Below are 24,058 nucleotides of genomic sequence, written 5' to 3' on the forward strand. Positions count from 1 at the left end.
CACCCCGCCCAACCAGCAGGAAGAACAATGAGAACCTACGCCGCGCCTTTCGAGAAATACGTCAACCTCGCCGATGCCCGCCTGGGTACCCGCGCCCTGTCGGTCAGCGACGACTGGTTCGCCGCCGTGGACCGGATGCTGCAACCCGGCGAGCCGGTCTGGAAGGAAGGCGTGTACGACGACAATGGCAAGTGGATGGACGGCTGGGAGTCGCGCCGCAAGCGCTTCGAAGGCTATGACCACACGGTGATCCGCCTGGGCGTGCCGGGCTCGATCAAAGGGGTCGACATCGACACCCGCCATTTCACCGGCAACTACCCGCCCTCCGCGTCCCTGGAGGCGTGCTTCCTCGCCGAGGGCGATCCCACCGACGCCACCGAGTGGACCGAGGTGCTGCCGGCCGTGGCGCTGCAGGGCGACAGCCACCACTACCACGCCCTGGCCGACGACCGTCCCTGGACCCACCTGCGCTTCAACATCTACCCCGACGGCGGCGTCGCCCGTCTGCGGGTCTACGGCATCCCCTACCGGGACTGGTCCGCGATCGATTCCGGCGAGACCCTGGACCTGGCGGCGGCCCTCAATGGCGGCCGCGCCCTGGCCTGCTCCGACGAGCACTTCGGGCGCATGGGCAACATCCTCAACCCGGGCCGTGGCGAGAACATGGGCGACGGCTGGGAAACCGCCCGCCGCCGCACCCCCGGCAACGACTGGGTGATCGTCGCCCTGGGCCACCCCGGGGAGATCGAGCGGATCGTCGTCGACACCCTGCACTTCAAGGGCAACTACCCGGACAGCTGCTCGATCCAGGCGGCCTACGTGAAGGGCGGCACCGATGCCCAGATCGAGACCCAGAGCCTGTTCTGGCGCGAACTGCTGCCGAGTCAGAAGCTCTCCATGCACCAGGAGCACACCTTCGCCGAGCAGATCGCCCGCCTCGGGCCGATTACCCACATGCGCCTGAACGTCTTCCCCGACGGCGGCGTCAGCCGCCTGCGGCTGTTCGGCAAGCCGGCGAAGTGACGGCCCCGTCGCGTGCCGGCCGGCGTCCATCGCCCGGCCGGCAGCGCGCCCTTCCCAACTGGAGCCGCCCGTGATGCGCACCCTGACCCTCGAACCACTGACCAAGGCTGCCTTCGCCCCCTTCGGCGAGGTGCTGGAAACCGACGGCAGCGATTTCTTCATGATCAACAACGGCTCGACCCGCCGTTACCACCGCCTGGCCAGCGTCGAGACCAGCGACCCGGACGATCGCGCGATCCTCAGCATCTTCCGCGCCGATGCCCTGGCGATGCCACTGACGGTGCGCATGCTGGAACGCCACCCCCTGGGCAGCCAGGCGTTCATGCCCCTGCTGGGGCGGCCGTTCCTGATCGTGGTGGCACCGGTGGGCGAGCGGCCCGCGCCTGACCGGGTGCGGGCGTTCCTCAGCGATGGCCGGCAGGGCGTCAACTACCGGCGCGGCGTCTGGCACCACCCGGTTCTGGCCCTGGAAGGCCCCGACGACTTCCTGGTGGTCGACCGCACCGGCGCCGGCAACAACTGCGACGAGCATTTCTTCACCGAGGACGAGCTGCTCCTCCTCGATCCCCACCGATAAGAACGATCCGGGGCCGACGTGCCGGCCCCGGGACAAGAGGTAAGACACCGTGGACGCACACCTGACCGAGTGGCTGAACCTGAGCATCCGCTGGATCCACATGATCGCCGGCGTGGCCTGGATCGGCGCTTCCTTCTATTTCGTCTGGCTGGAAAACAACCTGGACCGGCGCAACCCACGGGACGGGCTCTCCGGCGACCTCTGGGCGATCCATGGCGGCGGCATCTACCACCTGGAGAAGTACAAGCTGGCGCCGCCGAAGATGCCGGAGACGCTGCACTGGTTCAAATGGGAGGCCTACAGCACCTGGCTGTCGGGCTTCGCCCTGCTGCTGGTGGTGTACTACCTGAACCCGCAGCTGTACCTGATCGCCCCGGGCAGCGAGCTGTCCCCCGCCGCCGCCGTGGGCATCGGCCTGGGTTCCCTGGTGGTGGGCTGGCTGGTCTACGACCTGCTCTGCGATTCGCCCCTGGGCAAGCGCCCGGCCCTCCTGGGCGCGGTGCTGTTCCTGCTGATCGTCGCCGCCGCCTGGGGCTTCAGCCGGGTGTTCAGCGGGCGCGCCGCGTACATCCACGTCGGCGCCCTGATCGGCACCATCATGGTGGGCAACGTGTTCCGCATCATCATGCCGGCCCAGCGCGCCCTGGTCCGCGCCATCGAGGAGAACCGCGTGCCGGACCCGGCCCTGCCGGCCAAGGGCCTGCTGCGCTCGCGGCACAACAACTACTTCACTCTGCCGGTGCTGTTCATCATGATCAGCAACCACTTCCCCAGCAGCTACGGCAGCCCCCACAACTGGCTGATTCTCGCCGCCCTGGCGGTGATCGCGGTGCTGGTGCGGCATTACTTCAACACCCGCCACCACAGCCAGAAGTTCGCCTGGGTCCTGCCCCTGGCGGCCCTGGGGATGGTCAGCCTGGCGTTCGTCACCGGTGCGGACAAGGCCGCGGCGCCCGCCGCCCGCGCACAGGCCCCCGCGGTGAGCGAGTTCGCCCAGGTGCAGACGGTGATCCACGAGCGCTGCAGCGTCTGCCATTCCGCCACGCCCACCAGCCCGCTGTTCGCCAGCGCGCCGGCCGGCGTGATGTTCGACACGCCGCAGCAGATCCAGCAGCTGGCGCCGAAGATCCAGGCCCAGGCGGTCACCAACCCCATCATGCCCCTGGGCAACATCACCCAGATGACCCAGCAGGAACGCGATCTGCTGGGTCACTGGATCGCCGGCGGCGCCAAGCTCGACTGACGCCCATTGCCTTCGACGAAGCCCGCCCCGCGCGGGCTTTTTCATGCCCGTGTATCCAGCCGGCCGCGCCCAGGGTGAGCCGGTGAGCGGCCCACGGGTGCCGGAAACGACCGCCCGGCCGCTCTATCTGGGTACCGAATGGCACGAAATAAGCAACCAAAGAGACGATCTTTATGTATACAAAAATACATTGAATGGCGCACAAGTCCTCGGTATAACCGGCAGGCCGCCTGCTGGAGCCGATCCCGGGCAGCCGGGCGCCGGCAGGAAGCCAGCCGGCCGACAATAAGAAAACGAGGTGCCGCATGCCCCAGCCCAGCGACCGTTCCGCCGCCCCACCGCTCCCCGAACGCTGTCCCTCCCTGCTGCACCTGCTGCTGGTCGGTTTCCAGCATGTCCTGCTGATGTACGGTGGCGCTGTGGCGGTGCCGCTGATCATCGGCCAGGCCGCCCACCTGTCCCGCGAGGAAACGGCCTTCCTGATCAACGCCGACCTGCTGGTGGCGGGCCTCGCGACCTTGGTGCAATCCCTCGGCATCGGCCCCCTGGGCATCCGCATGCCGATCATGATGGGCGCCAGCTTCGCCGCCGTGGGCAGCATGGTGGCCATGGCCGGGATGCCCGGGGTCGGCCTGCAGGGCATCTTCGGCGCCACCATCGCCGCCGGCTTCTTCGGCATGCTGATCGCCCCGTTCATGTGCCGCATCACCCGCTTCTTCCCACCTCTGGTGACCGGCACCGCCATCACCGCCATCGGCCTCACCCTGTTCCCGGTGGCGGTGAACTGGGCCGGCGGCGGCAGCGGCACGCCAGCCTTCGGCGCCCTGCACCACCTGGCCCTGGCGGCCCTGGTGCTGATCACCATCCTGCTGGTGAACCGCTTCCTGCGCGGCTTCTGGGTCAACGTGGCGGTGCTGGTGGGCATGGCCCTGGGCTACGGCATGGCCGGGCTGCTGGGCATGGTGGACCTGTCCGGCCTGGACGCGGCGCCCTGGGTGCGGGTGGTGGAGCCGCTGCACTTCGGCCTGCCCACCTTCAGCTTGGCGCCGGTACTGTCCATGTGCCTGGTGGTGGTGATCATCTTCGTGGAGTCCTCGGGGATGTTCCTCGCCCTGGGCAGCATCACCGAGCGCCCGGTGTCCGCCCGGGACCTGCGCCGTGGTTTGCTGTGCGACGCCGGTGCATCGTTCGTCGCCGGCTTCTTCAACACCTTCACCCATTCCTCGTTCGCCCAGAACATCGGCCTGGTGCAGATGACCGGCGTGCGCAGCCGCTTCGTCACGGTGGTCGCCGGGCTGCTCCTGGTGGCCCTCAGCCTGCTGCCCAAGGCCGCCTACCTGGTGGCCTCGATCCCGCCGGCGGTGCTGGGCGGCGCCGGCATCGCCATGTTCGGCATGGTGGCGGCCACGGGCATTCGCATCCTCCAGGAGGCGGACATCGGCGACCGCCGCAACCAGCTGCTGGTGGCGGTCAGCCTGGGGGTCGGCATGGCACCGGTGGTGCGGCCGGACTTCCTCGCCCACCTGCCCCACTGGCTGGAGCCCATCACCCACAGCGGCATCGCCCTGGCCACCCTCAGCGCCATGGCGTTGAACCTGCTGTTCAACATCTTCGCGGAGAAGGGCCGGGCCACCCCCTGCGGCGCCCATTCAGAAGGGTGAGCGAGCCCGTCGCGCTGGCGCGGAGCGCCCCGAGCAGGGACAATCCGCGCCTCCGTCGCGGCGGGCAGGTTCTTCCGGAACGAGCAGGCGATGCGTTGTACACAACCTGGAGAAGCGATTGTCATGAAGACCGTCTACAGCACCGATAGTCCAGGCGGACGCCGTTCCTTCCCGAGGTAGGCAGTAGTTCGCCTACCTCCCAGCCCACGACCGACAACAAGAACAGGCAGGCTACGATCCATGAGTGCACCCGACGCGTTCTCACGCCCCTCCGAACTGATCTACGGCCTGGAAGACCGGCCCCATTTCAGCGCGGCCCTCTTCGCTGCCCTGCAGCACGTCCTGGCCAGTTTCGTCGGGATCATCACCCCTACCCTGATCGTCGGCGGCGCCCTCGGCCTGCAGAGCGAGGTGCCCTACCTGGTGAGCATGGCGCTGTTCGTCTCCGGGCTCGGCACCTTCGTCCAGGCACGGCGCTTCGGCCCCATCGGCGCCGGGCTGCTGTGCCTGCAGGGCACCAGCTTCGCCTTCCTCAGCGTGGTGCTCAGCGCGGGCTTCATGGTGAAGAACCGCGGCGGCGGCACCGACGAGATCCTGTCCACCCTGTTCGGCGTGTGCTTCTGCGCAGCCTTCGTCGAGGTGCTGTTCAGCCAGTGCGTCGGCAAGCTGCGCAAGCTGATCACCCCGGTGGTGACCGGGACCATCATCACCCTCATGGGCCTGTCGCTGATCAAGGTGGCGGTGATGGACATGGCCGGCGGCTTCGGCGCGCCGGACCTGGGCGCCCCCCTGAACCTGGGCCTGGCCGCCCTGGTGCTGCTGACCATTGTGGTGCTCAACCGCTTCGACCGGCCGCTGCTGCGCCTGGGCGCCATCGTCATCGGCCTGGGGGTCGGCTTCGTCGCCGCCTGGCTGCTGGGCAAGGTGGATTTCGCCGCCCTGCCCCAGGTGCCCGCGGTGAGCCTCCCGATCCCCTTCAAGTACGGCTTTTCCTTCGACTGGCTGGCCTTCGTGCCCATCGCGGTGATCTTCCTGGTGACACCCCTGGAGGCCGCCGGCGACCTCACCGCCAATTCCATGATCTCCCGCCAGCCGGTGAGCGGCCCGCTGTACGTCAAGCGCATCCGCTCCGGGCTGCTGGCCGATGGCCTCAACTCGGCCATGGCGGCGATGTTCAACAGCCTGCCCATGGTGACCTTCGCCCAGAACAACGGGGTCATCCAGCTCACCGGCGTGGCCAGCCGCTACGTGGCCTATTTCATCGCCGCGATCCTGGTGCTGCTGGGGCTGTTCCCGATGATCGGCGCAGTGCTGCAGTTGATGCCCAAGCCGGTGCTGGGCGGGGCTACCCTGATCATGTTCGGCACCGTGGCAGTGGCCGGGATCAAAATCCTCGCCGAGGCCGGCCTGCACCGGCGCAACATGCTGGTGACCGCCATCTCCCTGGGCCTCGGGCTGGGCGTGGCGGCGGTGCCGGAAGTGCTGGCCAGCCTGCCGCCGGCGCTGCACAACATCCTGGAATCGCCGATCACCGTCGGCGCCTTCAGCGCGATTTTGCTGAACATTTTCCTGCCTGAAGACCCCGACGACGGCGAGCACCCGTTCGAGCCGGAAGCCTCGATCCTGGAAGTGTTGCAGGACCCGGAGGCCCACGCCGACGCAGTACCGCCAGCCCGTCCGGTGGGCAACGCCAGCCATTAGCTAGCCCGCCCCGGGCGATGGCTCGAGCTCAGTCGCTGGACGGCGTGGGCGGCGTGGGGGAGCGGTTGTCGGCGGGAATCCCGGTTGCCGGCTGAGAGGCGGGCCGCTCGGGCGTGGCCGCCGGTGGGCCACCGCCGTTGCGCAGCAGCGGCGGGTTGCCGCTGGGGGTGCGGGGCGGCGTCGGTGCCGGTGGCTGCGCGGGAGCCTGGGGCGTGGCCGTCCCAGGCGAGCCGGGGCCGCTGCGCGGTTGCAGCCAGGCCGGGGACTCCGCCGCCAGCGCCGTACCCGCCAGGCACAGGGCCAACAGGCCGATCGAAACCTTGTTCATCCGCAGATCCTCCCGTTGGGGACACGCACTATCCCTTGGGCAACGCAGCCCGCGGGTTGGTTGCGGCGAAAGCGCGCGCCCTTCGTCGGCAGCGCCGGATATCGAAAATCTGCGATTTCCGGCTGAACAGCCCGGCGCCCCGGTAGTCACTTTCTAGGTCACCCCCACTTCAGGAGAGCACCGATGACTACCTTGACTTCCCAGCAGGACCGCCACGATGTCGAAGCCCCGGGCCATCTGCACGGTTGGGAGCGCGCCGCCTCCATCGCTGGCGGCCTGATCCTGATCGGCAAGGGCCTTTCCCGCGGCGGCGTGGGCGGTCTGCTGCAACTGGGCATGGGCGGCATGGCCCTGACCCGCGGCTTTTCTGGCCACTGCAAGGCCAAGGCCTTCCTGGTCCAGGCCCGCGACGAAGCCGGTGAGCTGCGCGAGAAACTGAACGACGCCGGTCGCGACTTGGCGAAGCTGCGCAACGACGCCAAGGCCGTGGGCAGCAGCGCCAAGGCCGTGGTGAAGGAAGCGGTCAAGGACTCGGTTTCCGGCTCCTGAACCGACGCCGGCCCGCGTTGAGCGGGCCGGCCGCCCGGTTCAGACGACGCCCAGCCGCCGGGCGCCTTTCGGCGCATCAGCATGAGAGATGCCATGACTCATAACGATGTACTGCGTAGCGTGCGTTACCTGTTGAATGTCAGCGATGCCCAACTGGCTGAGATTGCCGCCCTCTCCGATCACCCTATCAGCGAGGCGCAGATGAGCGCCTACCTGCGCCAGGAGGACCAGCCCGGGTACGAGCGGTGCGACGACGAGACCCTCGGCCATGTGCTGGATGGGCTGATCTACCAGAAGCGCGGCCGCGACCGCAGCCGTCCGCCCCACCCGTTGGAGTTGCCGGTGAGCAACAACACGGTGATGAAGAAACTGCGGGTGGCCTTCGAACTGAAGGACGAGGACATGCACGAGATCCTCGAATCCGCCGGTTTGCCCATGAACAAGCCGGAGCTGAATGCCCTGTTCCGCAAGAAGGGGCACAAGAACTACCGCGAGTGCGGCGACCAGGTCCTGCGCCATTTCCTCAAAGGGCTCACCCTGCGCGAGCGCGGCTGAACCCCTCCACGCCTTTCCTTTTCTCCGGACAAAAAAAGGGCGGCTCATCTGGCCGCCCACCCAATTCATTCCGGGAGGAATGTCGAACGCTTGTGTCTGGAATCACGCAGACCCGGCCTTTTTACCCCGCCCCACTCGCCCTCGCCATTCCACCAAGGTCTTAGCCCCTGAGCGGGACGCTCTACGACCGGATGAATAATCGGTTTCGCCGCGACCGGCGTCCCCCGGGCTCATTCGCCCTTGCCGACTCCGTGCTGGCGCAGCTTGTTGGCGATGGTGGTGTGGGACACCCCCAGGCGCTTGCCCAGTTGGCGGCTGCTGGGGTGGTCGGCATACAGGCGCTCCAGCACCGCTTTTTCGAAGCGGCCGACGATGACGTCCAGGTCGCCGTCCAGGGAGAAATCCCCCAAAGGCTGCGGCGCGCCGTAGTCCGGCAGGCGGATATGCTCCGACTTCACCGTGCCGCTGTCGCTGAGGGAAACCGCCTGGAACAGCACGTTTTCCAGTTGCCTCACGTTGCCCGGCCAGTGGTAGCGGGCGAGACGCTCCAGGGCCTGGGGCGTGGGCGTGGGCAGCGGGCACCCGATCTGCCGGCTGGCCTGGTCGAGGAAGTGGTCCACCAGGGGCGGCAGACCGTCCAGGCATTCCCGCAGCGGCGGAATATGCAGAGACAGCACGTTGAGCCGATGGTAGAGGTCCTGACGGAATTCGCCCCGAGCACAGAGTTCGGAGAGGTCCACCTGGGTCGCGCAGATCACCCGCACGTCCAGGTACACCTCTTCGTCGCTGCCCACCCGGCGGAAGCAGCCATCCTGCAGGAAGCGCAGCAGCTTGGCCTGCAGGCGCGGGCTCATTTCGCCGACCCCGTCGAGGAACAGGGTGCCGCCGGCGGTCAGCTCCAGCAGCCCCAGCTTGCCCTCGGGCCGCGCGCCCTCGAAGGCCCCGGGGCCGTAGCCGAACAGCTCGGTCTCGGCCATGGATTCGGGCAACCCCGCGCAATTCAGGGCCATGAACGGCGACTGGCCGCGGGGGCTGGCCAGGTGGCAGGCGCGGGCCAGCAGCTCCTTGCCGGTACCGGTCTCCCCTTCGATCAGCAAGGGCGCGTCCAGCGGCGCCATGCGCCGCGCCTCGCGCACCACCGCAGCCATCACCCGGGAGCTCTGGAAGATGCTGTCGAACCCCCGCAGCTCCTGCTTGCGCACGTTGTAGATGCGCTCGCCCACACGGTCGGCGCGGTGCAGCGTCAATACCGCACCCGCCAGGGCCTCGCTCTCGTCGTGCTCGGACTGCAGCGGGGCGATGTCGGCGAGGAACACGTCCCCCTTCACCTTGACCCGCAGGCCGTTGATCCGCGCCTTGTTGGCGCGTACCAGCTCCGGCAGGTCGAAGTCCTCGGCGTAGCGCGACAGCGGGATGCCCGGGACCTCATCCACCCGCACCCCCAGCAACTGGGCGGCGGAACGGTTGGCGGCGACGATGGAGCCCCCCATGTCGATGGACAGCACCGGGAAGTCCAGTGCCCCTAGCAGGGCGTTCAGCTCCAGGTGGCGCCGCTCGCTGGGCATCAGGCCGACCCGCTTGACCCCGAACACGCCGGGGATGGTTTCCAGCTTGGGCCGCAGGGCCTGGAACTGCAGGTTGATGAGGTTGGGGCAATGCAGGTAGATGGCGTTGCCCTGCTCGCCCCCCACCTCGCCGCGAGCCACGTTGATCCCGTAGTCCACCAGCAGGTTGAGGATGTCGCGCAGGATGCCCACACGGTTCTGGCAATGAACTTTGATACGCATCGGGGCAGGCTCGGCAGGTCGTCGTAGAGCGCGTCGGGTCCATTTTTTTGCGTGGCGCGCCGCTTTTTCGTCAAGAATATGTGACGAATTGACTCACCAGCAAGGCGGGCCGCCGTACTGTTCACGCATTCGTAATGTTTTTTTTACGAATTGCAGCCCACCAGGACAAACCAGCGTCGCGCCGTCCGCTTGGAATTCCGCGAATGGCCTGGCAACCATAGCGGCAACAACAACAACGCGCTGCGGCATTGCGACCGTGCAGGAGGCCTCATGAAAACCACGCAATACGTGGCTCGCCAGCCCGACGAGAACGGCTTCATCGACTACCCGGAAACCGAGCACCGGGTCTGGAACACCCTTATCACCCGGCAGATGAAAGTCATCGAGGGCCGCGCCTGCCAGGAGTACCTGGATGGCGTCGAGCAGCTTGGCCTGCCCCATGACCGCATCCCCCAGCTGGACGAAGTCAACCGCGTGCTGCAGGCCACCACCGGCTGGCGCGTCGCCCGGGTACCGGCGCTGATCCCCTTCCAGACCTTCTTCGAATTGCTGGCCAGCCAGCAATTCCCGGTGGCCACCTTCATCCGGACCCCGGAAGAACTGGACTACCTCCAGGAACCGGACATCTTCCACGAAATCTTCGGCCACTGCCCCCTGCTCACCAACCGCTGGTTCGCCGAGTTCACCCACACCTACGGCAAGCTGGGCCTGCAGGCCACCAAGGAAGAGCGGGTGTACCTGGCGCGGCTGTACTGGATGACCATCGAGTTCGGCCTGGTGGAAACCGCCCAGGGCCAGCGCATCTACGGCGGCGGCATCCTCTCCTCGCCCAAGGAAACGGTCTACAGCCTGTCCGACGAGCCGGTGCACCAGGCATTCGACCCGCTGGAGGCGATGCGCACGCCGTATCGCATCGATATCCTGCAGCCGATCTACTTCGTGCTGCCGGAACTCAAGCGCCTGTTCGAACTGGCCCACGAAGACATCATGGCGCTGGTGCGCCAGGCCATGCAGCTCGGCCTGCACGCCCCGCGTTTTCCGCCCAAGGCGGCCTGACCGCCCCGTTCCCGTCCCCGCCCTCCGGGCGGGGTCCGTCATGGGGCGTCGATGCGCCCCGCCCGAATCAGGAGTCCCCATGTCCGCCCTCAACCAAGCCCACTGCGAAGCCTGCCGCGCCGACGCGCCGAAGATCTCCGACGAAGAACTGGCGGTGCTGATCAAGCAGATCCCGGATTGGAACATCGAAGTCCGCGACGGCATCATGCAGCTGGAGCGGGTCTACGCCTTCAAGAACTTCAAGCACGCCCTGGCCTTCACCAACGCGGTGGGCGCCATCGCCGAGGACGAGGGCCACCACCCGGGCCTGCTCACCGAGTGGGGCAAGGTCACCGTCACCTGGTGGAGCCACTCCATCAAGGGCCTGCACCGCAACGACCTGATCATGGCCGCCCGTACTGACGAGGTCGCCGCCACCGCCGAGGGCCGCAAATGAGCCGGCATTTCGGCGGCGTCGCCCGGATTCCCGGCGACCCGATCCTCGGCCTGATGGACGCCTTCCGGGTCGACCCCAACCCGGTCAAGATCGACCTGGGCGTGGGGGTCTACAAGGATTCCCAGGGCCTCACGCCGATCCCCCGTGCGGTGAAGGAAGCCGAACGCCTGCTGCTGCAGCGGGAGACCACCAAGACCTACACCGGCGGCCATGGTGACCCGTTGTTCGGCGAGCGCCTGCTGGCCCTGGTGTTCGGCGAGGATGCCGCGCTGCTGGGGGCCGGCCTCGCCGGCGCGACCCAGACCCCGGGCGGCACCGGTGCCCTGCGCCTGGCGGGCGAGTTCATCGCTCGCAGCCTGCCGGGCCGCGGCATCTGGCTCAGCGACCCCACCTGGCCGATCCACGAGACCCTGTTCGCCGCCGTCGGCCTGCAGGTGAACCATTACCCCTACGTGGATGGCGACAACCGCCTGGACGTGGACGCCATGCTGGCGGCCCTGGAGCGGATTCCCCACGGCGACGTGGTGCTGCTGCACGCCTGCTGTCACAACCCCACCGGCTTCGACCTGGGCCAGGACGACTGGCGCCGGGTGCTGGAGGTGGTGCGCGCCCGGGAGCTGCTGCCGCTGCTGGACTTCGCCTACCAGGGCTTCGGCGACGGGCTGGAGGACGATGCCTGGGCGGTGCGGCTGTTCGCCGAGGCGCTGCCGGAACTGCTGGTCACCAGCTCCTGCTCGAAGAACTTCGGCCTCTACCGCGAGCGCACCGGCGCGTTGCTGGTCCGTTGCGACGACCCGGAGCGGCTGCAGGACGTCCGCAGCCAGCTGGCGTTCCTGGCCCGCAACCTGTGGTCGACGCCGCCGGCCCATGGCGCCGCGGTGGTGGCGACGATCCTCTCCGACGCGGCCCTGCGCGGCCTGTGGGTCGAGGAACTGGACGGCATGCGCCGCCGCGTCGCGGCCCTGCGGAGCGGGCTGGTGGAAGCGTTGCAGCCCTTCGGCCTGGCCGAGCGCTTCGCCCACGTGGGCCGGCAGCGCGGGATGTTCTCCTACACCGGGATGAGCGCCGAGCAGGTGGCGCGCCTGCGCCAGGACCACAGCGTGTACATGGTGAGCAGCGGCCGCGCCAACGTCGCCGGCCTGGACGAAGCCCGCCTGGGCGACCTGGCCCAGGCCATCGCCAGGGTCTGCGCCTGACCCGTTGACGAACCCTCCTTCGCCGGCCCTCGAGGCCGGTTTTTTTTGCGCAAGATTCGGCGTTCGGGCGCAACCGAGCAAAAACAGAGCGACCGTGGGCAGGCCTCGACAAGACGCCGCGTTCACCTGGAGACGATGCATGCATGCGTATTTCCAGAACGTCGCCGGCGTGGCTGGCTAGAAAGAAAACGAAGCGACGAACGATGGACGAGCGATCCGAAGCGCGTCCTGAAGCCTCTTCGCCGGTGCCATATCGACGGAGACCTAGAACTCCACCTTGCCGCGGGCAGCCTTGATCGCCCCGCGGTGGGCCTTGCCTTCCAGGCGGCGGCGCTTGGAGCCCTGGGTGGGTCGCGTCGGTCGCCGCGGCGCCTCGACCCGCACCGCCTCCTGGATCAACGCCACCAGCCGTTCCAGGGCATCGGCGCGGTTCTGCTCCTGGGTCCGGTGGCGCTGGGCCTTGATCACCACGATGCCTTCGCGGGTCACCCGGCTGTCCTTCAGCGCCAGTAATCGCTCCTTGTGGAACGCCGGCAGGGACGAGGCGCGGATGTCGAAACGCAGGTGCAGAGCGCTGGAGACCTTGTTAACGTTCTGCCCGCCGGCGCCCTGGGCGCGGATGGCGGTCAGTTCGACCTCTTCGTCGGGGATCTGGACGCTGGGGGAGATGACGAGCATGGCGGATTACCGGAACGGGCCGGCAGGATAACCGCGGAGGCGGCCCCTGACGACCCGTGGAAACGCGGCGCCCGGAGGCGCCGCGGATCGCTCAGCGACGGATGAGGATTTCCACCCGACGGTTCTGGGCACGACCGTCCTCGCTGCCGTTGTCGGCCACCGGCTTGCGCTCGCCGGCGCCGCTGACGCTGGCGATGCTGCCTTTCGGGATGCCGCTGGAGATCAGATAGTCCGCCACCGACAGGGCGCGACGCTCCGACAGTTTCTGGTTGTAGGCATCGCTGCCGACGCTGTCGGTGTGACCGGTGATGGTCATGCGCGCTTCCGGCGCTTCGTTGCGCAGGCGGCCCGCCACTTCGTCCAGCTTGGTGCGGTCCTGGGGCGCCAGCTTGGCGGAGTCGAAACCGAACAGCAGGTCGTGGACGACGATGGTCTCTTCCTTCATCACCACCGGCTGCACCGGCTCGGGCGCGGACACCGGCTCCGGAGCGGGCGGCGGCGCCAGCGGGCAACCGGTCGCGTCGACCTGGGTGTGGGGCGGGGTGTCCGGGCACTTGTCGCGGCTGTCCGGCACGCCGTCGCCGTCGGAGTCGCCATCGCCGTGGACCCAGCAGTACGCCGCCGCCATGGCGCCGCCGTACAGCGCGCCGCCGCCGGCCCAGGCCGTGCTCTCGATGGCGCCCAGCGCCGCACCGCCGGCGCCCCCCACGGCCGCACAGGTGGGCCAGTCGCTCTTCTGCAGACCGGCGCAGCCGGTCAGGAAACCAGTCATCAACACCAGCGGTACTGCGTTTCGCAACATGTTCATTGTTGGAGTCTCCTTGGTAGGATCGGCGGCGCGGCCCCCGGCGCGGCAGGACGACTCCGGCGTGCGGCGCCCGGGCCGGGGCAGGTTCCCCCGCGTCCGCCACCGCACCACCGACTCCCGGTCGTCCATACTTGCGCCATCGGCCCCGTACCGACACGGTAATCGGCTCCGGAAGAGCCGAGCTGCCGCCAGGCGCAGGCTGACTGGCCCTGTGCCATATGGGGTCGAGAAATTAGTCCGCGGGTTTTACATCGAGGTTCAAGATGATTGACAGCTTCTCGCCCCGCACGCCCCAGCAGGCCCTGGCCGCGCTGCTGGACCGCTATGCGCCGACCCACCTGCTGCAGGTGGGTGCCAGCGAGCTGCCGGCGGTGCAGGCGTTCGGCGAAGCCCACGGGGACTGCCGGATCGACCGCGCCGAACCCGGCCTGCTACCAGCCGCGCTGGCCGCCCAGCGCTTCGACCTGGCGCTGCTGGCCGACTGCCTGGAACACCTGCCCAAACGCACCGGCCTGGAACTGCTGGGCGGCATCCGCAACCTCAACGCCAGTCGCCTGGCGGTGCTGGTGGACCTGGAGGCCTGCGACTGGCAGGAAACCGATTTCTACGCCCTGGCCCTGCAGGCCAGCGAGCGATTCCGCCGCGACGACCAGGTGCTGCACCTGTTCACGTACGACCTGCTGGACTACAAGCAGGCCCCGGACTGGCTCAACGCCAAGTTCTGGGCCAACCCGGAAAACTTCGGCAAATACTGGTGGTGAGATGAACGCACCGAGTTGTCCCTGCACCAGCGGCGACCCGCTGGACCTCTGCTGCGGCCGCCTGCACGCGGGCCAGCCGGCGGGCTGCGCCGAGGCGCTGATGCGCTCGCGCTACAGCGCCTACGTCCTGGGCCTGGTGGATTACCTGGTGGAGACCACCCTGCCGGCCCAGCGCGACGGCCTCGACCGCGAGGCCATCGCCGCCTGGAGCGCGGTCAGCACCTGGCTCGGCCTGGAGGTGGAAGGCCACGAGCTGCTGGGCGGCAAGCCCGAGCATGCCTTCGTCACCTTCGTCGCCCGCTGGCACGACGAACAGGGCGAGCACGCCCACCGCGAGCGCTCCGCCTTCGTGCAGAGCGGCGGCCGCTGGTATTTCCTCGACCCCAGCGTGCCGCTGCGGGCCGGGCGCAACGACCCGTGCCCCTGCAGCGGCGGGCAGAAATTCAAGAAATGCTGCGCCGGCTTTTTCTAAACGGCGAAACCCTGCTTGAGTGTTAGGAGCCCCTCCGGTCGTGCGCGCGACCCGTCGCGTCGGGACTGACGCGGCCCGCCCGCCCCTCGGCACCGGTGGGGTAACGCCCGACAGCGGTCGGGCGTGTTCACCAAACAGGAGACGCTCATGCATCGATCCCCGCCCTTCGCCGCCCTGCTCGCCGGCCTGGCCTTCGCCGGCAGCCTCCAGGCCGCCGACCTCCAGGTCAGCCTGGGGGACCGCGACCGGGTCACCCGGCTGTTCGCCTACCCCAACAACTGCAGCGTGATCTGCTACCGCGACTGGACCCTGGAGCAGACCGTGGAGCACTACCTGGGGCAGAGCCTGGCCCGGGATGGCTACAGCAGCGCCCAGGTGAAGGTGGGCAGCGACGCCAACGGCCTGTACGCCACCTTCACCGGCGTGCCGGCGGATTACGGCAAGCCGCTGACCGAACTGCTGCAGGCAGGCGACCTGGCCTACCAGGGCGCCTCGCGGCTCAACGGCGACCACAAGTGGCAGTACAGCTGGTACTTTTTCCTGCCCCTGGGCATGGCCCTGGAGAACCGCCAGAGCATCGAGCTGCTGCACTTCCCGCCGGACTATTCCCTGACCCAGGCCCAGGACTACCTGGAATCCAAGACCACCGACCGCTGGGCCGACCTGCTCACCCTGAACGGCGTGCCGACCGAGCGGACGCCGGGCTTCCAGACCATCATCGACATCGCCCCGATCGCCGCCCCCGCTTCCGCCGGCGGCGACCTGGAAGGGGTGTATGGCTACTTCACCGACTACCAGAAGCAGATGGTCAGCCAGCTCACCCGCGGCAAGAACGGCGCGAGCCTGCCCATGGTGGCCTTCGGCAGCCCGGTGCGCAGCTGGCTCAAGCAGCAGTACGGCGCCACGGTGAACGTCCTGGGCCTGGCGCAGATCAGCCCCGCCCCCGGCAAGCAGGTCCCCGTGCTGGGCGCCAACCACCCCAGCTACATCTGGTACGCGGCCGACCCGGAAACCTACGATGGCGACCAGCAGAAGGCCGACGCCGCGGGCCTCAAGGTGATGGGCCAGGACCTCACCGCCGCCTGCTGGCAGGCCGGCATGGGCCAGCGCCCCGAGAGCGACGCGGGCCAGGTGCTGGGCGATTGCACGCAGAAATGGCAGGTGACGGACAAGGTGCAGAGCTGCGAGCTGTTCTACACCCGCGTGCGCACCCTCAGCCCCGACCAGGCCAAGGCGAAATGCACCGCTAGCTGAGGGAGGCGATACGAAATGGCCCGCTGGAAAACCAGCGGGCCAGGGGTTCAGGGACGGACGAATCGATCGAGCGTATGGAAACGCGATCACTCCTGCAGCTTCAGGTGGGAAATGTCCGGCGGCGGCGCGCTGGGGGCGGCCTTCGCCTGGCCCATGTCGCTGCCCAGGGGCGCCAGGCTCAGGCCGGAGAGGTCCAGGGCCGGGGCGCGCACCTCCGCCTTGGCGTCCTGCAGGTCCTCGCCCACAGGGGCGATGCCGAAGTCCGGCGCCTCCACGTCGGCGAAGGCCGCCATGTACTCGTCCCGCGGCTTCACCACTAGCGGGCGCGTCGCGCCGGACGCCTGGGCGGGACGCGCCTGGACCGGGGCCTCGGCGGGGGTTTCGGCCGGCGGCGGCGCCAGCTCCACTTCCTCGATCAGCGGCCCGTCCAGGTCGACCACCTCGACCCGCGCCCCGGCGCGTTCCAGGGTCGCCCGGTACTTTTCCGCGGCCGCGGCATCCAGATTGCTCTTGATCACGACGCGCCGCCCGGAAAACAGCAAGGCTATGCGCTGCGCATCGGCCTGGAACAGGCGGGCGAGATTGGCCTGCACCGCCTCCGGTTGCGCACCGGGTACCAACTGCCCGGAAAAGGCGATCTCGTAACGGCTCATGGTCACACTCCTGTCCGAATCGGCGCCCAGTATGGCGCAGGTTTTTTTCACCCCACAACACGTTGCAGCGCTGCGGTTGATTGTTACACTGAGGCCTCGTTCGGAGTATTGGCATGCTTTTCCAGGCGCAAATCATAAGAATTCTCGGCCTATTCATGCTGTTGGGCACCTTTTCCGCCCTCTCCGGTTGCTCCACCTGGTTCACCGGGTCGTTCGTCCGGCCTGACGTGCGGCTGCTCAAGGTCGACGTGGTGAAGGCCCGGCTGGTGGAGCAGGAATTCCTCCTGCGCTTCCGCATCGACAATCCCAACGATGTCAGCCTGCCGGTGCGCGGCCTGGACTACACCGTCTACCTCAACGACATCCTGCTGGCCTCCGGCGAATCCAACCGCTGGTTCAGCGTGCCCGCCAACGGCCACTACACCTTCGACGTGCCGGTGCACACCAACCTCTGGCGGCACATCCGCTACATCGTCAAGCTCCTGGAGAAACCGGACGAGCCGGTCCGCTACCGCCTGCAGGGCGAGGTGCGCACCGGCATGCTGTTCGGCAAGGACGTGCGCCTGCAACGCGATGGCGAGATAATCCCCGGCTCTTTCATCCCGGAGTGATTCCATGAGCACCACCCCCCACGTGCACGGCCCCGACTGCGACCACGATCATGACCACCACGATCACGGCCACGTGCACGGCCCGCATTGCAACCACGGCCCCCTGGAGCCGACCCGCAACCCGCTGAAGGACGTGGGCCGCAACGACCCCTGCCCTTGCGGCAGTGGCCAGAAATTCAAGAAGTGCTGCGCCCGCTGAACCCCTGAGGCCCGCGGCGCCGGCCGCGATCCGCCGGCGTGGAGGCCGCGCCGCTGAACTCCGGCGGCGCCCTCCGGGTCACTCCCAAGACGCACCGCGGCACCCGCACGCGATGCCCCAGCCTGTGGAGACCCCGATGATCGACCTGTACTACTGGACCACGCCCAACGGCCACAAAATCAGCCTGTTCCTGGAAGAGAGCGGCCTGCCCTACCGCGTCCACCCGATCAACATCACCCGGGACGAGCAGTTCCAGCCGGATTTCCTGAAGATCTCCCCCAACAACAAGATCCCCGCCATCGTCGACCACGAGCCCCGCGATAGCGGCGAGCCGTTGAGCGTGTTCGAGTCCGGCGCGATCCTCTTGTACCTCGCGGAGAAGACCGGGCAGTTCCTGCCCCACGACCTGCGCGGTCGCCAGGAGGCACTGCAATGGTTGTTCTGGCAGATGGGCGGGTTGGGCCCGATGGCCGGGCAGAACCACCACTTCAGCAAGTTCGCCAAGGAAAAGATCCCCTACGCTATCACCCGCTACGTGGACGAGACGGCCCGCCTGTATGGGGTGCTGGACAAGCGCCTGGCGGACCGGGCGTTCGTCGCCGGCGACCAGTACAGCATCGCCGACATGGCCATCTACCCGTGGATCGTCCCCCACGCCTGGCAGTCGCAGAACCTCGACGACTTCCCCGCCCTGCGCCGCTGGTTCGAGGCGGTCAAGGCGCGCCCGGCCACGCAGCGGGCCTACGCCCTGGTGGAGCGGATCAACCCCGACGCCGCGAAGAAGTGACGCGGCGGGCGCTTGCGCGGCGCACGGGGGCTGACTAACGTAGCGCGCTCCCTCCGCCGCCCGCTTCTCCAGGAGATTCCGTAGCATGGTCCGGCCCGTCCTCGTGCGCTGCCTTCCCCGTTTCGCCGGCGCCGCCCTCCTCGGCGGCGCCATCGCCCTCAGCGGGTGCCAGTCCCTCATGGACGACCGCCACGCCGCCAGCGTCGCCCCCGACCGGGGCACCTTTCGCATCCAGGGGCTGGCGCAGAACGCGGTGGTCCGGCGCAATGCCCTGGGCATGCCGCTGATCGAGACCAGCACCTTCTACGACGCCCTGTTCACCCTGGGCTATGTCCATGCCAGCGACCGCCTCAGCCAGATGGTGGGCATGCGCCTGATGGCCGAGGGGCGCCTGGCGGAAATGGCCGGGCCTGGCGTGCTGGACATCGACCGTTTCATGCGCGCGGTGAACCTGAAGAAGGACGCCGAGGCCCTCTACCGCAGCGCCTCACCCCGCCTGAAACAGTTCTTCGAGGTCTACGCCCGGGGCGTCAACGCCTACCTCTACCGTTACCGCGACAAGCTGCCCATGGACCTGGCCGAGGCCGGCTACCGGCCGCCGTACTGGAAGCCGGAAGACTCGGTGATGGTGTTCTGCCTGATGAACTTCGCCCTCTCCACCAACCTGCAGGAAGAGCTGGCCTCCCTGGTGATGGCGCAGAAGGTGGGGGCCGACAAGCTGCCCTGGCTGTTCCCCACCTACCCGGACGAACCGCTGCCGGTGGAGGAAGCGGCCAAGCTCAAGGGCCTCGACCTGGCCGGCGGCCCCGGGGGCGTGCCCGGCCTGGCCGCCCTGGACGAGGTGGCCGGCCAGGTGGCGCGGCTCAACGGCCTGGGTATCGCCGCCTCCAACAACTGGGCCATCGCACCGGCCCGCAGCCGCAACGGCAAGAGCCTGTTGGCCAACGACACCCACCTGCCGCTGTCGATGCCCTCGGTGTGGAACTACGTGCAGCTGCGCTCGCCGAAATTCCAGGCCGCCGGGGTGAGCCTGGCGGGCGTGCCGGCCATCGTCGCCGGCTTCAACGGCAAGCTGGCCTGGGGCATGACCATGGTCATGGCCGACAACCAGGACCTGTTCCTGGAGAAACTCAAGCGCCAGGGCGAACGGGTCTACTACCTGGCGGACGGCAAGTGGCTGCCCACCACCGAGCGCCACGAGACCTTCTTCGTCAAGGGCGAGCGGCCGATTCGCGAGACTTTCCTGGAAACCCGCCACGGCCCGCTGCTCAACGAGGTGCTGGGCGAACGCAAGCACCCGCTGCAGCCGGTGGCCCTGAAGAGCGGCCTGGGCATCGCCCTGCAGACCCCATCCCTGGAAGGCGACAAGACCCTCGACGCGTTTTTCGACCTGTCCCGCGCGCAGTCGGTGGAGCGGGCCAATGCCATCACCCGGGACATCCGCGCCATCGGCCTGAACATGGTCTACGCCGATGCCGACCACATCGCCTGGCAGGTGACCGGGCGCTACCCCAACCGCCGCGAAGGCAAGGGGCTGCTGCCCTCCCCCGGCTGGGAAAGCCGCTACGACTGGGACGGCTATGCCGACCCGATGCTCCACCCCTACGACCAGGACCCGCCCCAGGGCTGGCTGGGCACGGCGAACCAGCGCACCGTCAACGGCGGCTACGGGGTGCAGCTGTCCAACTCCTGGTACTACCCCGAGCGCGCCGAGCGCATCGCCCAGCTGGCGGGCGCCGGCAAGCACGACAGCGCCAGCATGATCGCCATGCAGTACGACCAGACCACCCTGTTCGCCGACAAGCTCAAGGCGATGTTCCGCGACCCGGCCATGGCCCAGCCCCTGGAACAGGCCATCGCCCGCCTGCCGGCGGAGCGCCAGGGCAAGGCCCGGGAAGCCCTGCGCCGGCTGCTGGCGTTCGACGGCAAGCTGGCGCCCACCTCGGCGGACGCGGCCATCTACAGCACCTTCCTCCGGGAGAGCGCGCGGCAGACCTTCCTCGACGAACTGGGCCCCGAGGACAGCACCAGCTGGCAAGCGTTGGTGGCCACCGCCGACCTGTCCTACTCGGCCCAGGCCGACCACCTGCTGGGCCGCGCCGACAGCCCGTTCTGGGATGACCTGCGCACGCCGCAGAAGGAAGACAAGCCGACGATCCTGGCGCGCAGCCTGGCGGCCGCCATCGAGACTCTGGAGCGCGACCTGGGCAATTCGCGCAGCGCCTGGCAATGGGGCGCGCTGCACACCTACACCTGGGCCTCGGACAGCACCCGCCTGGCGCCGCACCTGGGCGCCACCCAGCGGGCCGGCATCCAGGCCCTCCGGGACTACCTGGACCGCGGGCCTTATCCGGCCGGCGGCGACCACGACACCCTCAACGTGGCCGCGTACCACTGGGGCGCGGCCAATGCCAACACCTGGCTGATCCCGGCCATGCGCCTCGTGGTGGACTTCAGCCGCGACGAGCCGATGCTCGGCCTGAACAGCTCGGGCCAGTCCGGCAACCCGGCGAGCGCCCACTATGCCGATGGCATCCAGGCGTGGCTCAAGGGTCGCTACATGAGCTTCCCGTTCAAAGCGGAACACCTCGACTCGGTCTACGGCACTACGCGGCTGATCCTGGTACCCGGTACCCGCTGACGGGGAACCGCCCGCCACCAGGGGCATCCGCAACGGGTGCCCCTGCACCGTCCTCGGGGGCTTCTCCGGCCACCGGCGCGCGCCCGCCGCAGGTAGGCCGAACTAAGGCGCCGCCCGCGGGCTCATACCTGCATGTCCCCTGTTTCGGCGCCCCTATGGACCTGGTGATTGCCCGTCCCGAAGGCCTGTACTGCCCGCCCGGCGATTTCTACATCGACCCCTGGCGACCGGTGGAACGCTCGGTCATCACCCACGGCCACGGCGACCACGCGCGCTGGGGCAACGCCCGCTACCTGGCCGCGGCTCCCGGCGAGGGCATCCTGCGCTCGCGCCTGGGCCAGGACATCGACCTGCAGACGCTGCCCTACGGCGCCACCCTCGACCACCACGGGGTCAAGCTGAGCTTCCACCCCGCCGGCCACGTGCTGGGCTCCGCCCAGGTGCGCCTGGAATACCGCGGCGAGGTGTGGGTGGCCTCCGGCGACTACAAGGTGGAGGCCGACGGCACCTGCGCGCCCTTCGAGCCGGTGCGCTGCCACACCTTCATCACCGAGTCTACCTTCGGCCTGCCCATCTACCGCTGGCGCCCCCAAGCGGAGATCTTCGCCGGGATCGACGACTGGTGGCGGCAGAACCAGGCGGAGGGGCGCGCCAGCGTGCTGTTCGCCTACTCCTTCGGCAAGGCCCAGCGCATTCTCCACGGGATCGACGACCGCATCGGCCCGATCCTCGTGCACGGTGCGGTGGAACCGCTGAACCGGGTCTACCGCGAGGGCGGCATCCGCATTCCCGAGACCCACTACGCCGGCGACTTCAAGAAGAGCGACCCGCTGCTGCGCCAGGCCCTGGTGCTGGCCCCGCCCTCCGCCGCCGGCAGCACCTGGATGCGCCGCTTCGGCGAGTATTCCGACGGCTTCGCCAGCGGCTGGATGATGCTGCGCGGGACCCGCCGCCGGCGCGGCGTCGACCGTGGGTTCGTGCTCTCCGACCACGCCGACTGGCCCGGCCTGCTGTGGGCCATCGAGCAGACCGGCGCAGAGCGGGTCATGGTCACCCATGGCTCGGTGAACGTGCTGGTGCGCTACCTGCGCGAGCAGGGCCTGGACGCCCAGGGCTTCACCACCGAATACGGCGACGAGGACGACAGCGACGACCTGCCCGGGGCAGACCAGCCCGGGGCTGACCTGCCCGGGGCTAACCAGCCCGGAGCCGACCCCGAACCCCGGGAGGAAGGCCCATGAAGGCCTTCGCCGACCTCTACGGCCGCCTCGACGCCACCACGTCCAGCAACGCCAAGCTGCAGGCCATGCAGGACTACTTTCGCGACGCCAGCGCCGAGGATGCCGCCTGGGCGGTGTACTTTCTGGCCGGTGGTCGCCCGCGCCAGCTGGTGCCGACCCGCCTGCTGCGGGAGCAGGCCATGACGGCAGGGCACCTGCCCGAATGGCTGTTCGAGGAAAGCTACCAGGCCGTCGGTGATCTGGCCGAGACCATCGCCCTGCTGCTCCCGGAAAGCCACCACAGCTCCGAAGAAGGGCTCGCCACCTGGGTGGAGGACTACCTGCTGCCCCTGCGCGGCCTGCCGCCGGAGGAACTCGCGGCGCGGCTGCCGGCGCTGTGGAGCCGGCTCGACCGGCAGAGCCTGATGGTCTGCATCAAGTTGATCACCGGCGCCTTCCGCGTGGGCGTCTCCAAGCTGCTGGTGACCCGCGCCCTGGCCAGCCTGGCCGGGCTCGACCCGAAACGGGTGGCCCAGCGCCTGGTAGGCTACACCGACCTGTCCCACCGCCCCAGCGCCGCCGGCTACCGCCGGCTGGTGGCCGAGGAATCCGACCGCGAGCACGCCGAGCGCGGCGGCCAACCCTACCCGTTCTTCCTCGCCCATGCCCTGCAGGCGCCCCACGAGCAGTTCGAGGCGTTGCTGGGGCCGGTGGAGAACTGGCTGGTGGAATGGAAATGGGACGGCATCCGCGCCCAGCTGGTGAAACGCGACGGCGCGCTGTGGATCTGGTCCCGGGGCGAGGAGCTGGTCACCGACCGCTTTCCTGAGCTGCACGCGCTGGCGGAGCAGTTGCCGGACGGCACGGTGATTGACGGCGAACTGGTGGTGTGGAAGGACGACCGGGTGCAGCCGTTCGCCCTGCTGCAACAGCGCATCGGCCGCAAGACCCTGAGCCGCAAGCTGCTGGAAGACGTGCCGGTGCGGATGCTGGCCTACGACCTTCTGGAGCAGGCGGGCGAGGACTGGCGCAGCCAGCCCCAGCACGCCCGCCGCAGCGCCCTGGAAGCGCTGCTGGCGCGCTCGCCGAGCCCGTTGCTGCAGCTGTCCCCGACCCTCACCGGGCGCGACTGGCAGGACCTCGCCGCCCAGCGCGAGGCTTCCCGCAGCCTCGGGGTGGAGGGCATGATGCTCAAGGCCCGGGATGCCCTCTACGGCGTCGGCCGGACCAAGGACATGGGGGTCTGGTGGAAATGGAAGATCGACCCCTTCAGCGTCGATGCGGTGCTGATCTACGCCCAGCGCGGCCATGGCCGCCGGGCCAGCCTGTACACCGACTTCACCTTTGCCGTATGGGACGCCGAGCCCGGCGCCTCCGAGCGCACCCTGGTGCCCTTCGCCAAGGCCTATTCCGGCCTGACCGACGAGGAAATGCGCCAGGTGGACGCGGTGATCCGCAAGACCACGGTGGAAAAATTCGGCCCGGTGCGCAGCGTCACCCCGACCCTGGTGTTCGAACTGGGCTTCGAGGGCATTGCCCTGTCCAAGCGCCACAAGAGCGGGGTGGCGGTGCGTTTCCCGCGGATGCTGCGCTGGCGCCACGACAAGACGGTGGAGGACGCGGACACCCTGGCCACGCTGCAGGACCTGCTGCAGTGAGCGGGTGCCGATGAGCCTGGGTTCCACCTGGTTCGCACGCCGGGGCTGGACACCCTTCGCTTTCCAGAAGAGCGTGTGGGCCTCCACCGCCCGCGGCGAGTCCGGCCTGCTGCACGCCACCACCGGCGCCGGCAAGACCTACGCGGTGTGGTTCGCCGCCCTGAACCGTTTCGCCCGCCCGACCCCGGCCCTCACCGCCAGCGG

Annotated in this window: 25 protein-coding genes; 20 read left to right on the forward strand and 5 right to left on the reverse strand. The window is 68.7% G+C overall.

The window, feature by feature from the left end; genetic code table 11:
- The first annotated feature begins 27 nt into the window (after window positions 1-27).
- From alc to FM069_RS18525, 5 genes are all read left to right on the forward strand, one after another.
- Window positions 28-1,023, forward strand: a complete 996-nt coding sequence (gene alc, locus FM069_RS18505) for an allantoicase (RefSeq protein ID WP_143489850.1) — start codon at window positions 28-30, stop codon at window positions 1,021-1,023.
- A 73-nt stretch (window positions 1,024-1,096) separates the two neighbouring features.
- Complete coding sequence (locus tag FM069_RS18510) at window positions 1,097-1,600, forward strand: ureidoglycolate lyase (protein WP_143489876.1); 504 nt, start codon at window positions 1,097-1,099, stop codon at window positions 1,598-1,600.
- A 49-nt stretch (window positions 1,601-1,649) separates the two neighbouring features.
- Window positions 1,650-2,843, forward strand: coding sequence for a urate hydroxylase PuuD (locus FM069_RS18515; RefSeq protein ID WP_143489851.1), 1,194 nt, complete (start codon window positions 1,650-1,652; stop codon window positions 2,841-2,843).
- 305 nt (window positions 2,844-3,148) lie between these two features.
- Window positions 3,149-4,504, forward strand: a complete 1,356-nt coding sequence (locus tag FM069_RS18520; RefSeq protein WP_143489852.1) for a nucleobase:cation symporter-2 family protein — start codon at window positions 3,149-3,151, stop codon at window positions 4,502-4,504.
- A 240-nt stretch (window positions 4,505-4,744) separates the two neighbouring features.
- On the forward strand, window positions 4,745-6,205 hold the full coding sequence (locus FM069_RS18525; RefSeq protein ID WP_143489853.1) for a nucleobase:cation symporter-2 family protein: 1,461 nt from the start codon (window positions 4,745-4,747) through the stop codon (window positions 6,203-6,205).
- Window positions 6,206-6,233: 28 nt separating this feature from the next.
- On the opposite strand, the gene FM069_RS18530 is transcribed toward FM069_RS18525, so the two are convergent.
- On the reverse strand, window positions 6,234-6,533 hold the full coding sequence (locus FM069_RS18530) for a hypothetical protein (protein ID WP_143489854.1): 300 nt from the start codon (window positions 6,531-6,533) through the stop codon (window positions 6,234-6,236).
- Between the two features lie 183 nt (window positions 6,534-6,716).
- Here FM069_RS18530 and FM069_RS18535 point away from each other — a divergent pair, with 183 nt between their 5' ends.
- Window positions 6,717-7,082, forward strand: coding sequence for a DUF2892 domain-containing protein (locus tag FM069_RS18535; protein WP_143489855.1), 366 nt, complete (start codon window positions 6,717-6,719; stop codon window positions 7,080-7,082).
- Window positions 7,083-7,175: 93 nt separating this feature from the next.
- Window positions 7,176-7,637, forward strand: coding sequence for a YehS family protein (locus FM069_RS18540; RefSeq protein WP_143489856.1), 462 nt, complete (start codon window positions 7,176-7,178; stop codon window positions 7,635-7,637).
- 230 nt (window positions 7,638-7,867) lie between these two features.
- Here FM069_RS18540 and FM069_RS18545 read toward each other — a convergent pair whose 3' ends face one another.
- Window positions 7,868-9,424, reverse strand: a complete 1,557-nt coding sequence (locus tag FM069_RS18545; protein ID WP_143489857.1) for a sigma-54-dependent transcriptional regulator — start codon at window positions 9,422-9,424, stop codon at window positions 7,868-7,870.
- A 270-nt stretch (window positions 9,425-9,694) separates the two neighbouring features.
- Between FM069_RS18545 and phhA the strand changes: the two genes are divergently transcribed.
- The 3 genes from phhA (at window position 9,695) to FM069_RS18560 (ending at window position 12,112) form a co-directional block, all read left to right on the forward strand.
- Window positions 9,695-10,480 carry a phenylalanine 4-monooxygenase gene (phhA, locus tag FM069_RS18550; RefSeq protein ID WP_143489858.1) on the forward strand — a complete coding sequence of 262 codons (786 nt, stop codon included), beginning with the start codon at window positions 9,695-9,697 and terminating at the stop codon, window positions 10,478-10,480.
- Window positions 10,481-10,559: 79 nt separating this feature from the next.
- On the forward strand, window positions 10,560-10,916 hold the full coding sequence (locus FM069_RS18555) for a 4a-hydroxytetrahydrobiopterin dehydratase (RefSeq protein ID WP_143489859.1): 357 nt from the start codon (window positions 10,560-10,562) through the stop codon (window positions 10,914-10,916).
- Window positions 10,913-12,112 (forward strand): amino acid aminotransferase, encoded by a 1,200-nt coding sequence (locus FM069_RS18560; RefSeq protein WP_143489860.1) that lies wholly within the window; start codon window positions 10,913-10,915, stop codon window positions 12,110-12,112. Before FM069_RS18555 ends, FM069_RS18560 begins: the two co-directional genes overlap by 4 nt.
- A 264-nt stretch (window positions 12,113-12,376) precedes the next feature.
- Here FM069_RS18560 and arfB read toward each other — a convergent pair whose 3' ends face one another.
- Together arfB and FM069_RS18570 are read right to left on the reverse strand one after the other, a co-directional pair.
- Window positions 12,377-12,790, reverse strand: coding sequence for an alternative ribosome rescue aminoacyl-tRNA hydrolase ArfB (gene arfB / locus FM069_RS18565; protein ID WP_143489861.1), 414 nt, complete (start codon window positions 12,788-12,790; stop codon window positions 12,377-12,379).
- Window positions 12,791-12,881: 91 nt separating this feature from the next.
- Window positions 12,882-13,598, reverse strand: a complete 717-nt coding sequence (locus tag FM069_RS18570) for an OmpA family protein (RefSeq protein ID WP_143489862.1) — start codon at window positions 13,596-13,598, stop codon at window positions 12,882-12,884.
- A 263-nt stretch (window positions 13,599-13,861) separates the two neighbouring features.
- Between FM069_RS18570 and FM069_RS18575 the strand changes: the two genes are divergently transcribed.
- The 3 genes from FM069_RS18575 to FM069_RS18585 all read left to right on the forward strand — a co-directional run bounded on the left by FM069_RS18575 (window position 13,862) and on the right by FM069_RS18585 (window position 16,085).
- Window positions 13,862-14,359: a DUF6231 family protein gene (locus tag FM069_RS18575; RefSeq protein ID WP_143489863.1), complete on the forward strand. Its 498-nt coding sequence runs from the start codon at window positions 13,862-13,864 to the stop codon at window positions 14,357-14,359.
- A gap of 1 nt (window position 14,360) precedes the next feature.
- Entirely contained in the window at window positions 14,361-14,831 is a 471-nt protein-coding gene (locus FM069_RS18580; protein ID WP_143489864.1) for a YchJ family protein, read from the forward strand.
- A 147-nt stretch (window positions 14,832-14,978) separates the two neighbouring features.
- The gene (locus tag FM069_RS18585; RefSeq protein WP_143489865.1) at window positions 14,979-16,085 is read left to right on the forward strand and encodes a hypothetical protein; all 1,107 of its coding nucleotides are present in this window, start codon (window positions 14,979-14,981) and stop codon (window positions 16,083-16,085) included.
- 86 nt (window positions 16,086-16,171) lie between these two features.
- Here the strand turns inward: FM069_RS18585 and FM069_RS18590 are convergent, their stop codons facing one another.
- Entirely contained in the window at window positions 16,172-16,738 is a 567-nt protein-coding gene (locus FM069_RS18590; RefSeq protein WP_143489866.1) for a hypothetical protein, read from the reverse strand.
- A gap of 113 nt (window positions 16,739-16,851) precedes the next feature.
- Here FM069_RS18590 and FM069_RS18595 point away from each other — a divergent pair, with 113 nt between their 5' ends.
- The 7 genes from FM069_RS18595 to FM069_RS18625 all read left to right on the forward strand — a co-directional run.
- Entirely contained in the window at window positions 16,852-17,349 is a 498-nt protein-coding gene (locus FM069_RS18595) for an LEA type 2 family protein (RefSeq protein WP_143489867.1), read from the forward strand.
- Between the two features lie 4 nt (window positions 17,350-17,353).
- Complete coding sequence (locus FM069_RS18600) at window positions 17,354-17,548, forward strand: SEC-C metal-binding domain-containing protein (protein ID WP_143489868.1); 195 nt, start codon at window positions 17,354-17,356, stop codon at window positions 17,546-17,548.
- A gap of 136 nt (window positions 17,549-17,684) precedes the next feature.
- Complete coding sequence (locus FM069_RS18605) at window positions 17,685-18,335, forward strand: glutathione binding-like protein (protein WP_143489869.1); 651 nt, start codon at window positions 17,685-17,687, stop codon at window positions 18,333-18,335.
- Between the two features lie 85 nt (window positions 18,336-18,420).
- Window positions 18,421-20,976: a penicillin acylase family protein gene (locus FM069_RS18610; protein ID WP_143489870.1), complete on the forward strand. Its 2,556-nt coding sequence runs from the start codon at window positions 18,421-18,423 to the stop codon at window positions 20,974-20,976.
- A 155-nt stretch (window positions 20,977-21,131) separates the two neighbouring features.
- Complete coding sequence (locus FM069_RS18615) at window positions 21,132-22,217, forward strand: ligase-associated DNA damage response exonuclease (protein ID WP_143489871.1); 1,086 nt, start codon at window positions 21,132-21,134, stop codon at window positions 22,215-22,217.
- Window positions 22,214-23,854 carry an ATP-dependent DNA ligase gene (locus FM069_RS18620; RefSeq protein ID WP_143489872.1) on the forward strand — a complete coding sequence of 547 codons (1,641 nt, stop codon included), beginning with the start codon at window positions 22,214-22,216 and terminating at the stop codon, window positions 23,852-23,854. Before FM069_RS18615 ends, FM069_RS18620 begins: the two co-directional genes overlap by 4 nt.
- Window positions 23,855-23,864: 10 nt before the next feature.
- The coding region (locus tag FM069_RS18625; RefSeq protein ID WP_143489873.1) for a hypothetical protein at window positions 23,865-24,058 on the forward strand (194 nt) is incomplete at its 3' end.

It is taken from the genome of Pseudomonas mangiferae, assembly GCF_007109405.1.
In the GTDB taxonomy this organism is placed as follows: Bacteria; Pseudomonadota; Gammaproteobacteria; order Pseudomonadales; family Pseudomonadaceae; genus Pseudomonas_T; species Pseudomonas_T mangiferae.

Coding starts and splice junctions, on each gene's coding strand:
- FM069_RS18510 (WP_143489876.1), top strand. CDS start 1,097: ATGCGCACCCTGACCCTCGAACCACTGACCAAGGCTGCCTTCGCCCCC.
- FM069_RS18575 (WP_143489863.1), top strand. CDS start 13,862: ATGATTGACAGCTTCTCGCCCCGCACGCCCCAGCAGGCCCTGGCCGCG.
- FM069_RS18560 (WP_143489860.1), top strand. CDS start 10,913: ATGAGCCGGCATTTCGGCGGCGTCGCCCGGATTCCCGGCGACCCGATC.
- FM069_RS18570 (WP_143489862.1), bottom strand. CDS start 13,598: ATGAACATGTTGCGAAACGCAGTACCGCTGGTGTTGATGACTGGTTTC.
- FM069_RS18520 (WP_143489852.1), top strand. CDS start 3,149: ATGCCCCAGCCCAGCGACCGTTCCGCCGCCCCACCGCTCCCCGAACGC.
- FM069_RS18540 (WP_143489856.1), top strand. CDS start 7,176: ATGACTCATAACGATGTACTGCGTAGCGTGCGTTACCTGTTGAATGTC.
- FM069_RS18545 (WP_143489857.1), bottom strand. CDS start 9,424: ATGCGTATCAAAGTTCATTGCCAGAACCGTGTGGGCATCCTGCGCGAC.
- FM069_RS18530 (WP_143489854.1), bottom strand. CDS start 6,533: ATGAACAAGGTTTCGATCGGCCTGTTGGCCCTGTGCCTGGCGGGTACG.
- FM069_RS18585 (WP_143489865.1), top strand. CDS start 14,979: ATGCATCGATCCCCGCCCTTCGCCGCCCTGCTCGCCGGCCTGGCCTTC.
- FM069_RS18605 (WP_143489869.1), top strand. CDS start 17,685: ATGATCGACCTGTACTACTGGACCACGCCCAACGGCCACAAAATCAGC.
- FM069_RS18620 (WP_143489872.1), top strand. CDS start 22,214: ATGAAGGCCTTCGCCGACCTCTACGGCCGCCTCGACGCCACCACGTCC.
- arfB (WP_143489861.1), bottom strand. CDS start 12,790: ATGCTCGTCATCTCCCCCAGCGTCCAGATCCCCGACGAAGAGGTCGAA.
- FM069_RS18590 (WP_143489866.1), bottom strand. CDS start 16,738: ATGAGCCGTTACGAGATCGCCTTTTCCGGGCAGTTGGTACCCGGTGCG.
- phhA (WP_143489858.1), top strand. CDS start 9,695: ATGAAAACCACGCAATACGTGGCTCGCCAGCCCGACGAGAACGGCTTC.
- FM069_RS18555 (WP_143489859.1), top strand. CDS start 10,560: ATGTCCGCCCTCAACCAAGCCCACTGCGAAGCCTGCCGCGCCGACGCG.
- FM069_RS18595 (WP_143489867.1), top strand. CDS start 16,852: ATGCTTTTCCAGGCGCAAATCATAAGAATTCTCGGCCTATTCATGCTG.
- FM069_RS18535 (WP_143489855.1), top strand. CDS start 6,717: ATGACTACCTTGACTTCCCAGCAGGACCGCCACGATGTCGAAGCCCCG.
- FM069_RS18615 (WP_143489871.1), top strand. CDS start 21,132: ATGGACCTGGTGATTGCCCGTCCCGAAGGCCTGTACTGCCCGCCCGGC.
- FM069_RS18580 (WP_143489864.1), top strand. CDS start 14,361: ATGAACGCACCGAGTTGTCCCTGCACCAGCGGCGACCCGCTGGACCTC.
- FM069_RS18610 (WP_143489870.1), top strand. CDS start 18,421: ATGGTCCGGCCCGTCCTCGTGCGCTGCCTTCCCCGTTTCGCCGGCGCC.
- FM069_RS18600 (WP_143489868.1), top strand. CDS start 17,354: ATGAGCACCACCCCCCACGTGCACGGCCCCGACTGCGACCACGATCAT.
- FM069_RS18525 (WP_143489853.1), top strand. CDS start 4,745: ATGAGTGCACCCGACGCGTTCTCACGCCCCTCCGAACTGATCTACGGC.
- alc (WP_143489850.1), top strand. CDS start 28: ATGAGAACCTACGCCGCGCCTTTCGAGAAATACGTCAACCTCGCCGAT.